This is a genomic window from Planctomycetota bacterium, from assembly GCA_026387035.1.
Lineage (GTDB): Bacteria > Planctomycetota > Phycisphaerae > FEN-1346 > FEN-1346 > JAPLMM01.
This window is the reverse complement of sequence record JAPLMM010000056.1, coordinates 1-11,112: the sequence shown is the minus strand read 5'-3', so window position 1 is coordinate 11,112 and position 11,112 is coordinate 1. Positions and strand designations below refer to the sequence as shown.

At 66.9% G+C, this 11,112-nt stretch carries 9 protein-coding genes and 1 pseudogene; 5 read left to right on the top strand and 5 right to left on the bottom strand.

Annotation, left to right across the window (positions count from 1 at the left end):
* A partial coding sequence (locus NTX40_01700; protein ID MCX5647799.1) for a hypothetical protein occupies nt 1–279 on the top strand: 279 nt, incomplete at its 5' end.
* 250 nt (nt 280–529) lie between these two features.
* On the opposite strand, the gene NTX40_01695 is transcribed toward NTX40_01700, so the two are convergent.
* Nucleotides 530–1,102 (bottom strand): YbhB/YbcL family Raf kinase inhibitor-like protein, encoded by a 573-nt coding sequence (locus NTX40_01695; GenBank protein MCX5647798.1) that lies wholly within the window; start codon nt 1,100–1,102, stop codon nt 530–532.
* 196 nt (nt 1,103–1,298) lie between these two features.
* Between NTX40_01695 and NTX40_01690 the strand changes: the two genes are divergently transcribed.
* From NTX40_01690 to NTX40_01680, 3 genes are all read left to right on the top strand, one after another.
* Nucleotides 1,299–1,703 (top strand): MgtC/SapB family protein, encoded by a 405-nt coding sequence (locus NTX40_01690; protein MCX5647797.1) that lies wholly within the window; start codon nt 1,299–1,301, stop codon nt 1,701–1,703.
* Between the two features lie 65 nt (nt 1,704–1,768).
* On the top strand, nt 1,769–3,007 hold the full coding sequence (locus tag NTX40_01685) for a PQQ-binding-like beta-propeller repeat protein (protein MCX5647796.1): 1,239 nt from the start codon (nt 1,769–1,771) through the stop codon (nt 3,005–3,007).
* Between the two features lie 656 nt (nt 3,008–3,663).
* Nucleotides 3,664–6,096 carry a hypothetical protein gene (locus NTX40_01680; GenBank protein MCX5647795.1) on the top strand — a complete coding sequence of 811 codons (2,433 nt, stop codon included), beginning with the start codon at nt 3,664–3,666 and terminating at the stop codon, nt 6,094–6,096.
* Nucleotides 6,097–6,237: 141 nt separating this feature from the next.
* On the opposite strand, the pseudogene NTX40_01675 reads toward NTX40_01680, so the two are convergent.
* The 4 genes and pseudogenes from NTX40_01675 to NTX40_01660 form a co-directional block, all read right to left on the bottom strand.
* A pseudogene (locus NTX40_01675) lies at nt 6,238–6,456 on the bottom strand (type II toxin-antitoxin system HicA family toxin).
* On the bottom strand, nt 6,452–6,682 hold the full coding sequence (locus NTX40_01670; GenBank protein ID MCX5647794.1) for a type II toxin-antitoxin system HicB family antitoxin: 231 nt from the start codon (nt 6,680–6,682) through the stop codon (nt 6,452–6,454). The pseudogene NTX40_01675 and the gene NTX40_01670 overlap by 5 nt, the downstream one beginning before the upstream one ends.
* Nucleotides 6,683–6,751: 69 nt before the next feature.
* A complete protein-coding gene (locus tag NTX40_01665; protein MCX5647793.1) occupies nt 6,752–8,287 on the bottom strand; it encodes a YifB family Mg chelatase-like AAA ATPase in 1,536 nt (511 codons plus the stop codon).
* Nucleotides 8,288–8,832: 545 nt separating this feature from the next.
* A complete protein-coding gene (locus NTX40_01660) occupies nt 8,833–9,780 on the bottom strand; it encodes a hypothetical protein (protein ID MCX5647792.1) in 948 nt (315 codons plus the stop codon).
* 143 nt (nt 9,781–9,923) lie between these two features.
* Here NTX40_01660 and NTX40_01655 point away from each other — a divergent pair, with 143 nt between their 5' ends.
* A complete protein-coding gene (locus tag NTX40_01655) occupies nt 9,924–10,889 on the top strand; it encodes a hypothetical protein (GenBank protein ID MCX5647791.1) in 966 nt (321 codons plus the stop codon).
* The last annotated feature ends 223 nt before the right edge of the window (nt 10,890–11,112 follow it).

Here is an 11,112-nt window from a genome sequence, read left to right as displayed (position 1 = left end):
TGGGCCGCCGAAGAGGGAACCCCCCGCGGCGAAGGCAGAACGGGTGAGGCTCGCGGCGGGCGGACTCGCGCGCCGGAAGTCAAGTTGACGGCGGAGCAGGAAACGGCGCTGGCGCCGGCCGTGACGGAACTGAAGGCCGCCGTGGCGAAGTTCAAGACGGCTGCCACGAAGACCCTCGGCGAGAAGGATGGTCCCGCGTACGTGATGCAGACGATCCGCGGGCTCATGCGTGCCGAGAGGCCGGCGGCACCGGCGGCCGAAGGCGGCACTGCAAAGTAGTCGCCGGCGGAAGCAAAACGGATAAGCCAAGCGCGGCGGCCGAGAACGGTCGCCGCGCTGCTTTTTGGCCCCGGCCTATTAACGCTGTGTTCTTCAACGCAGAGAACGCAGAGAGCGCGGAGAACTGCAAAGATATGGGAAGGGCAAAACAACATGCTTTGGGAGCCGCTGACGGAAATCGCCTTGCCGTTGTTACTCCCTCCTCCCTCTGCGGCCTCTGCGATCTCTGCGTTGAGACGGCGTTGTAGAACTACCGGCTGTAGGTTCCCATGAGGCGCGCTTCGGCGAGGACGCAGCCCTTCATGGCCTCTTGGAGGGCCGCCTTCGCGGCGCCGGGCTCGAGGTCCAGCGGCGCGTCGAGCGCGTAGAGGACGAAGTGGTAGTGGTGCGTGCCGTGGCCGGGCGGGGGCATCGGCCCGCCGTAGCCGATCTTCGGCCACGAGTTGTTGCCTTGCATCGCGCCGCCGAGGTCGGGCAAAGTCTTGGCCGTCGGTACGCCCTCGGGCAGTTGCCTTAAAGCGCCCGGCAGGTTCCAGAGGAGCCAGTGGTCCCACGTGCCGCGCGGCGCATCCGGGTCGTCGCAGATGAGGGCGAACGCTTTCGTCCCCTCCGGCGGGTCGGTCCACTCCAGGGGCGGCGAGCGGTCGTCGCCTTCGCCGGTGTACTTGACGGGAATCCGCGCGCCGTTGGCGAACGCCGGGCTTGTGAGTTTCATCGTGGCCTCCGTTGGGGGCGGGCGGTCACACGTGGCGACGGCCAGTGCCGCAGCAAGCGCGAGCATCCGCGCCGCCCGCCGAACCGCTTTGCCGGGCTTCGTACCCATGTTCGCATCCCTTCCGCGAACCGTCCGCCCTCGCTTTTCCTTATCCATCATGCGCCCGGCGTCCGGCTGCCGCAAGGCGAAAACGGTTGCTCCGCCGTGCCGCCCGTCTGTAGAATACGGTCCACCCTATGCGGTTGGGCCGGTGGAGCCGGGCGCGACGCATTACTCAAATCTTCCGCATGAAGCGATCGATCTGGTGGCGGCGTGCGGGGCGCTCATCGGCTGGCAACGAGAGGCCCACGACAAGGCCGCCGGACTCAGGACCCACATGCTCCTGGCCCTCGGCGCGTGCCTCTTCACGCTCGTCACCCTGCGCGTCGGGTCGGGCGACCCGCTGCGTGTCGTCCAGGGCATGCTCGTCGGGACGGGGTTCATTGCGGGCGGCGTCATCTTCCGCCAGGGCGACCTCGTGCGGGGCCTGACGACGGCGGTCGGCCTGTGGGTGATGGGCGCGATCGGGACGGCCGTGGGCGTCGGCGAGTATTTCCTCGCCCTCCTCGGGACCCTCATCGCGTTTCTCGTCATGAGCCTGCTTCAGAAAGTCGAACGCCGGCTCGTCAAGCATCCCGAACCGCCGGCCGAAGGGGGAAAACAAGCGTAAATGGCCGACACCGCGTTCGGCCAAGGGGGTTCACAATCGCGGGGGGAACGACAGGGAGGATACCCATGATGAGGCTGACGACGTTGGTGCTGGCGATTCTCGTCCTGGCGGGTGCGGCGGCGGCGGACTGGCCCCAGTTCCAGGGACCCAACCGCGACGGCACGAGTCCCGAGAAGGGCCTCCTGCGCGCCTGGCCCGAGGGCGGCCCCAAAGTCCTCTGGACCGTCCCGCTCGGCCCGGGCTTCGGCGCTGCGGCCATCCGCGACGGCAAGGTCTATGTCCTCGACCGCATCGACGACGCCAAGGACGTCCTGCGGTGTCTCGACCTGGGGACCGGCAAGGAGGAGTGGACCTTCGCCTACGACTCGCCCGGCTCGGTCAACGTGAACGGCTCGCGCTCCGTGCCGACCGTCGCCGACAAGTACATTTTCACGGTCGGCGTATTCGGCCAGGTCCACTGCATCGACAAGGCCACGCACAAGGCGGTGTGGACGAAGCATCTCCTCGAAGACTACGGCAGCAAGTTGCCCAATTGGGCCATCTCCCAGTCGGCCTGTCTGTATGGCGACGCGGTGATTCTGGCCCCGCAGTCGGGTTCGGTCGGCCTGGTGGCCCTGGAGCAGGCGACAGGCAAGGAAAAGTGGCGCTCCGGCCCGATCGGCAAGATGGCCTACGCCTCGCCGCTCATCACCACGGTGGACGGCGTGGACCAGGCGGTGCTGACGACCGTCGAAGGCGCCTCGGGCGTGGACGCCAAGACCGGCGCGGTCCTCTGGACCTATCCGCACAAGTGCCAGATTCCCGTGCCCGGCCCCGTGGCGATCGGCGACGGGCGGTTCTTCATTACAGGCGGCTACGACGCCGACTCGGACCTCATCAAGGTCGAGCGCAAGGCCGGCAAGTTCCAGGCCGAACTCCTCCACCGTTTCGACATCATCGGCGCCCACGTCCACCAGCCGATCCTCTACAAAGGCTGCCTCTACGCCCTCTGCAACACCAACTCCAAGGCCGACGGATTCGTGTGCTTCAGCCTGGACGGCCAGATCAAGTGGCAGACCAAACGCGAGCCCTACCTCTGCAAGGGCGGATACATCCTGACGGGCGACAACCTCTTCTACAGCATGGACGGCGCGACGGGCGACTTGCGGATCATCGAACCTTCGCCCGATGGCTACAAGGAACTCGCGATCGCCAAGGGAATCCTCAGCGGCAAGGAAATCTGGGCGCCCCTGGCCCTTTCGGACGGAAAACTCGTCGTCCGCGACCAACGCCAAATGAAGTGCCTCGACGTCAAAGGACCGTGAACGCACGCGCCGGCGCGTCGCGCACCCGCGTGCCGACCCGAAGGCTAACTCAACACGCCGATGAAAACGAACCCCGTCCGAAAGGGCGGGGTTTTGTTTTTGCGCCCATGGCGCCCTCGGCGAGGTTGGAAGTGAGACGGCGATCTCGGGGCCGGCTGCCACGGGCATCTGGGCGCCGGGGCGAGATGGAGACGGCCGGGAAACGCCGGGTAAAAAGCAAAAAAACAATTACCCAACGAGGAAAAGTCGTGTTATATAAGAGGGGCTGAATTGTCCGGCACGGAGCACTACCGTTCAACCCCGGAGCCCCTGGAGGTCTCCCGCGATACGATCCGCTTGGGTGGCGAGTTTCCAAACGGCCTGGCTTACGAGAAGGATCGGGCGCGAGTAATCGCCGGCGGAGGGGACGCGAAGATCCGCCATAATGAGGTCCACGGGCTGGTGCGGCCGGCGGGTGCGCGCAAACCAGTGGTGCAAGTCCAGGGAGCAACCGATAAGGCTGTGGGGAAAGAGCAGGACGCGGCATGACTTCTGCGGGGCGTGCCATCCAAAGAGCAGCGATTGCGACTGCGGCACTCGCGATAGCGTCGACTCTCGCGTGGGGAGCCGAGGGGAAGCGGCAATCCAAACTCGTTGACGCACTCGCCGAGTACGGCGTGCGCGAGATCGTTTTCGTTGAGCGGCCGGGGGGTGCCGAGGGCGACGGCCACTGGTACGCGAACTTCGGCTATTTCGCGCAGACCTTCGACCGGAAAACCTACCGCGAGGGCGCTTGCCTCCGCGTGCTCGACGTGAAGACAGGCCAGGTCCGCGACCTCGTGGACGACCCGCGGGGAACGATCCGCGATCCGTGCGTCCACTACGATGCCGAGAAGGTCCTGTTCTCCTACCGCCCCGGCGGTCAGCACAACTTCCATCTCTACGAGGTGGGCATGGACGGTTCGGGGCTGAAGCATCTCACCGACGGCATCTATGACGACATAGAGCCGACGTACCTTCCCGACGGCGGAATCGCCTTCGTCTCCGGACGCGCGAAGCGATGGGTGAACTGCTGGCTGACGCAGGTCGCGGTGCTCAACCGCTGCGACGGCGACGGGACGAACCTAAGGCCGATCTCGGCGAACATCGAGCAAGACAACACCCCCTGGGTCCTTCCCGACGGCCGCATTCTCTATACGCGATGGGAATACGTAGACCGCTCGCAGGTCGACTACCACCACCTCTGGACGGTAAACCCCGACGGGTCGAACCACGCCGTCTACTACGGGAACCTGCATCCGGGCTGCGTCTTCATCGATGCGAAGCCGATCCCGGGGTCAAACGAAGTGGTTCTCATCAACAGTCCCGGCCACGGGAACTGGGAGCACATGGGACCGGTCGCGGTCGTGACGCCCGATCGCGGTCCCGACGACCTTGGCGCGATGCGCAACCTGACGGCCAACAACGACTACCGCGATCCTTGGGCGTTTTCGCGGCACACATTCCTGGCCGCACAAAAGAAGGACATTGTCCTCCTGGACGACTCGGGCGGCAGGACCGTAATCTACTCTGGCCGCACAACCGTCCACGAGCCTCGGCCGGTGATTCGGCGCGAGCGTGAGCATGTGATCCCGACGCGGGTGGACGCCTCGAAGGCCACCGGCACGCTCCTTCTCACGGACGTCCGCCTCGGGCGGAACATGGGGGACGTGAAGCCCGGCGAGATCAAGAAACTCCTGGTCCTCGAGACGCTCCCGAAGCCGATCAACTACACCGGCGGCATGGACCCTCTCAGTTACAGCGGCACCTTCACGCTCGAGCGCATCATCGGCACGGTTCCCGTCGAGGAGGACGGCTCCGCCTACTTCGAACTTCCGGCAAACCGGGCGTTCTTCTTCGTGGCGCTGGACGAGAACAACCTGTCCGTGAAACGGATGCAGAGTTTCACCTCGGTCGCGCCCGGCGAGACGACGAGTTGCATCGGCTGCCACGAACTCCGGACGCAGGCGCCGTCTCCCGCCAGGCGGATTGCGGCGATGCGGCGGGCGCTGTCCGTCGTGACGCCCGTCCCCAACGTGCCGGACATTATCGACTTCCCGCGCGACGTCCAGCCGATCCTGGACCGCCACTGCGTGAGATGCCACGACTACGAGAAACCTGCGGGCGGCAATCCGCCAAGCGAAGGCCCCGCTGCGGGCGGCGTCATATTGACCGGCGACCGGGGCCCAATGTTCTCGCACAGTTACTTCGAACTCACGATCCGCCGGCAGTTCGTCGACGGCCGCAACCTAGCCAAAAGCAACCTCCCGCCGCGGACGATTGGGACGTCCGCAAGTCCGCTCATGAGAAAACTCGACGGGAACCATCACGGCGTCCGGATGTCGCCGGGGGAGATCGACGTCATCCGCTGCTGGATCGAGTCCGGGGCGGCATATCCGGGCACCTACGCCGCACTCGGCTCGGGCATGATCGGCGGCTACGCCCAGAACGGACAGGTCGAGACCGACCGCCCTTGGCCGGAGGCCAAGGCGGCCGGCGAGGCCATCCGGTCACGGTGCGCTACGTGCCACGGTGCTGCAAGCGATAAACGCGTCCCGATGAACCTGTCCGACGAGATGGGTATCTCCTTCTGGCGGATGGACATGGTGGATCCGCTTCTGCCGCACAGCCGCCACCGCGTCTGGAATCTCTCGCGACCGGAAAAGTCGCGCATGCTCCTCGCGCCGCTCGCGAAGAGCGCGGGCGGCTTCGGCACGTGTACGCCACCCGGCGGAGAACCGGTCTTTGCCGACACCCACGACCCCGACTACCGGGCGATCCTGTCATTATGCGTGGCGGGCAGGCAAAGGCTCGAAGAGATCACGCGCTTCGACATGGCAGACTTCAAGCCTCCGCGCCCCTACCTCCGCGAGATGCACCGCTACGGGACTCTCCCCGACTCGTTCAATCCGGCGACCGACAGGGTGGACGTCTACGCTCTTGACCGGCGGTACTTCGAGTCGCTCTGGTACTATCCGCCGGGAACCGAGCGCCCGAAACTCTTCGAAAACGCCAACCCCTATGAGGGCGACAAGCACCTCGCCGTCCCCGCGCGCGCCCTCTGGCCGTAGAGCGGAGGGAGTTTCGAGAACGGCGAACGGTCTGAGGCCAAGTTCGGCCGGACGACGTTCCGCCGAAACTTTTCGTACGGCAGCGCGCGGCGCGGCCGCTCACGCCAACAGATTCCGGTCCAGCCGGCGGAGGCGCAGCAGTCACGATTGGAACAGTTCCGGGGAAAGGCCGCTCTGGCGGATGATGGAGGCGAGCGTCCCCGCTTTCAGTTCCTTGTGGTTGGGGACGATGACGGTAACGGTGGTCCCCGCCATCCGCTTCTGCATGGCGATGTGGCTCCCCCGGCGGCGGACTTCGGCAAACCCGTTCGCCGCCAGGATCCGGCAGACGTGCCGACCCGTGAAGACGCGCCGCTTACCCCACCGTCGTCTCCACCTCGAACGGCGTCACGTACACTTCCCCGTGAAGGCGGTCGGCAACCTCGCTGCGGCTCGCGCTCTCCAGAAACAGGCGGACGGCCTCCGCGAGATTCGCGCGGGCCTCGTCCAGGGTCGCCCCTTGGCTCGCCACATCCAACTCCGGACACAGGGCGACGTACAGGTCGCCCTCGCGGTGAACGGCTGCGGTGAAACGTCGCTTGGGCATGGCTCGCCCTCCTTGGGTTTCCAATGCTATTATAATGCTTCGCCGCGCGCGGGGCAAACCCTCCGTCCCTCACGCAAAAAGGTTCCGGTCCAGCCGGCGGTACTGGACGGCTTCGGCCAGGTGCGTTGCGGTCACGTCCGGCGCCTCTTCCAAATCCGCGATCGTGCGGGCGGTCCGAAGAATCTTATCGTGCGCCCGGGCCGAGAGGCCCATCTCCACCATCGCCTGCTTGAGCAAACTTTCGCCCGCGTCGTCCAGGGCGCAGAACTTCTTGACCTGCCGATGGCTCATGCGGGCGTTGGTCATCCGCGCGTCACCGCCGAACCGCCGCGACTGGACCGCGCGGGCACGCGACACCTGTTCGCGCATCTGAGCGCTCGTCGAGCCGTCGGACTTGGCGCGGAGTTCGCGGTACGGCACGCTCGGCACGTCCAGGTGAATGTCGATGCGGTCGAGGAGCGGCCCGCTGATTTTCCCCATGTAGTTCTGCACCTGGCGGGGCGTGCAGTGGCACTCACGCTTCGGGTCCGTCAGGTATCCGCAAGGGCACGGGTTCAGGGCCGCCACCAGCATAATCTGCGCGGGGAACGTCAGGCTGGCCTGGGCCCGGCTGATGGTCACGAAGCCGTCCTCCAGCGGTTGCCGGAGGACCTCCAGCGTGTGGCGGTTGAATTCGGGCAACTCGTCCAGAAACAGCACGCCGTGGTGCGCCAGGCTCACCTCGCCCGGCGCGGGGACGCTCCCGCCGCCCACGAGGCCCGCTTCGCTCGTCGTGTGGTGCGGCGAGCGGAAGGGCCGCGTCGCGATGATCGACTGGCCGCGGCCCAGGAGGCCGAGGCTCGAATAGATCCGCGTCGTCTCGAGCGATTCCTCGATGTCCAGCATCGGCAGGATCGTCGGCAGCCGGCGCGCGAGCATCGTCTTGCCGGCCCCCGGCGGGCCGATCATGAGGACGTTGTGCCCGCCCGCCGCGGCGACCGTCAGGGCGCGCTTCGCGTGTTCCTGGCCGCGCACGTCGGAGAAGTCCACGTCGTCGCGCCGGGAGTCCTCGAAGACGGCCTCGAGGTCCACCGCCGAGGGCTCGATCTCCAGGTCGCCCGCCAGAAACCCGACGGCCTGGGCGAGGGCCTTGACGGGAACGACCTGGAGGCCGGAGACCACCGCCGCCTCGCGCGCGTTGTCGGCCGGAAGCACCAGGCCCTTGAGGCCTTCCTCGCGGGCCGTCAGGGCCATCGCCAGCGCCCCCTTGACCGACCGGACCGACCCGTCGAGCGCGAGTTCCCCGACGACGGCGTAGTCCTTGAGGCGATCCGAGAGGAGTTGCCCCGTGGCCGAGAGGGCCCCGAGTGCGAGCGCAAGGTCGAACGCCGGCCCTTCCTTCTTGGTGTCAGCGGGGGCGAGGTTGATGGTGATCCGCCCGTCGCCCGGCCAGCGGTAGCCGGAGTTCTTCAGGGCCGTGGCGACGCGGTCCTTCGATTCCTTGACGGCGGCGTCCGGCAGACCGACGACGACGATCGCCGGCAAGCCCTGGCGGACGTCGAACTCCACCTCGACGAGGTATCCGTCGATGCCGAAGACGCCGACCGAAAGGACTCGTCCGAGCATAGCGTCCCCCTAGCCGTCGGGATGCACATGAAAAAGACGAGCCGACATACTACCCCCGCCGGCGCGCCGTGCAATCGTATTCCGGGCTTCCCGCCCGCCGTGGTGTGGCCGCGGATCGTGGCAGTGGCTGTTAGGCCCATTCATGGGCCTTTGCCCCGCTTTCGCGGGGTTTAGCCCCGCCATTTTATGGCGGGGTGACCGGCCGCCACCTTCCCTTCCCTTTTTCTTTTCCCTCTCCGCCCCGCTGAAAGCGGGGCGGAGAGGGAAAAGAAAAAAACATCAGGTCTTGGCACGCTTGCGAACCGGGGCTAAAAGCCCCGGTCTACTCGCCGCTCGCGCGGCGCAAAGGCGGCTGAAGCCGCCTCAAGACGGCTCCGCATCAAAGCCGTGCCACGAAAAACGGACACACCCACACCCGGGCCCGCCGGGGGTGCGCCAGGATTCTCTGACACCGCCCGCGAAAGCCTCGTAGCGATTGCAGAAAAGAATCCATTGGGTGGCACAGGCAAACGCGGCGGTTCGTTTCCGGAAACGGCAGCAGCCCATCACGGGAAGCGCAGTGCCAGGACGAACGCTTCCCACCGTTTCTTGAACGCGTCCATGTCCTCTTCCCCCAGGATGCGCTTCAGCGTCTCGTAGCCCGTGGGATCGTCCTTCGCGCCGGCCCGGAACTCGCGGTAAAACTTCGCGAGGAGCCCTTGCTCCTGGAGCCAGTAGCAGAGGTACCGCGCCTCGGCGTAGTGGGTCCCTTTGTCCTCGTTGTAGAACTGGTAATCGCTCGTGGCCGTCAGGGTCTTGAAGGAGGGCGCCTTGCCCGCCCGGATGGTTTCCTGAAGCCCCTTGAGGCGCCAGTTCGTGAGGCCGACGATTTGCCCGTCGCGCTCGGCCGACTGCTCGTACAGGCTGCCGAGTCCTTCGTTGAACCACGCCGGGCACTCCGGGAAGTTCGCCGCCATGAACGGGTGAACGAGTTCGTGGACGAGCGTCCCGCCGCCCGTCCGGATGTTCATGATGAGGGCCCCGTGGGTCTGCGAGAAGTAACCGAACGGCGTCGTCGGGTCGTCGCCGAAAATCTCGCGCGCGTGCCGCTCGTAACTCGCATCGTCCTTGAAGAGCCAGATGTCGAGGATTTTTTCCGGGTCCTTCTCGAAGTAAAGGGCTTTCAGGCGCTGGACGGCCCAGCGGACGGTCTGCTCGGCCCGGGCGCGGACCACGTCGGGCGCTTCATCACCGATGACCACAAACGGCGACTCGGGAACAATGGTGAACCCCTCCGGCATCTTCGCCTGGAGCGCCCGCAGGTGCTCGGCGAAGGGGTCCGCTTCGCCGGCGACGGTCTCGGGCGCAGCGGGGGCCATCTCGGCACGAGCGGCAGGAGGTTCGTCTCGCGGCGCTTCGGCCGCCGACGGTGCGGCCGGAGGCGGTTCCTCCGCCCGGCACGACGGCACGAACCATACCAGCGCCAGCAAGATCAGACCCATCCACCTTTTCACGTTCACTCTCCTCGCTGTCCGCCGTCGCGCGGCGTCGGGACGGCCGCTAAGCCGCAAGCGGTGTGCGGCCGGCGTTCCGCTGCAATTCGTCTTGATTCGCGCCCGGCGTGCGGCTATCGTACACGCGGCACAGGGGAGTTTCCATGGGCACACCACCGACGGGGGCGCCGGATCGGGAACCTTCCGTCGCGCCGACCACCGGACGGATCGTCCGCATCCTCGTCATCCTCGGCGCGAACGCGGCGCTGGTGATCGCGGTGACGGCCCTCGGGTCGGCCCACGGGTCCCTGCCGGACCTCAACGCCGAGACGCTCGCCGTCGCGCTCCTTCCCGTGTCGGCCGCCATGGGCCTGGTGCTCGCCTGCCGGAGGCTGGACCTCGCGCTGCCCGTCCTGTTCGTCGCCGCCGCCGCGATGCGCACCAATCCCTGGGCCTTCGCCGGCGACCCCTGGCTTCGGATGCTGATCCTCTGCGGTCTGGCGGCCGGCGTCGCCGTCGTCAGCACGCTCGTGACGTGGTACGGCCGGATTGCGAGCGCCCTGTGGACCGTTCTTCTGGCGGGCCTCCTCTGGCGTCTGCCGGTGCTCGCGAAGGCGCCGCCCCTCTTCGGTTCGGAGGGTTGGCCCTGGACCGCAGCGGTAGCGGCTTCGATGGGGTTCCTCTTGGTGGCGGCCGCGGTGCTGGGCCTTTCGCGGCTCGTCGCGCCGCCCTCGTCGCCCCCGATCTTCCACACCGGTTCGCACGGACTGGCGGGCCTCGCGGCCGCGTGGGCCGTCGCCGCCGTCGCCATGGTGCTGGCGGCCGGGGCCGACCCGCCCGGCGACGTGGCGGAGGCGCCCTGGCTCGCCTATCCGCCCGTCCTCGCGGCCGCGGCCCTCGGCGGCGCGTACATTCTGCGAGGACAATGGGGCGCCCTGAGCGCCGTCGTCCTCACGGCCGTCGGCCACCTTGCCTGGGCGTTCACCCGGCATGCCGACCTCGGCGACAAGACGCTCACCGCCATCGTGCCGGCGGCTGCGCCGCTCGTCGCCGTTCCGCTCTACCTCCTCCTGGACTGGCTCATCCGCCGGCGGACGGGCGAATCCGCCCCCACCGCCCTCCTGGCCTGACCCCAAGACAACTCTCGGCGTGTGTTCTGTTGAAAACATCCGTTGGTGCTCCCTCTCCCTTGATGGGAGAGGGACGGGGTGAGGGTGGGGGAGAAACGACGAATACCGAACAAGGAACCGCAGAACGCCGAAGGGAAAAGCCAAACGACCGGCCGTAGTCGGCCGTTCGGTCGTTCCTTCATCCTTCTGCGGTTCGGCGTTCCTTGTTCATCATTCGTCGTTT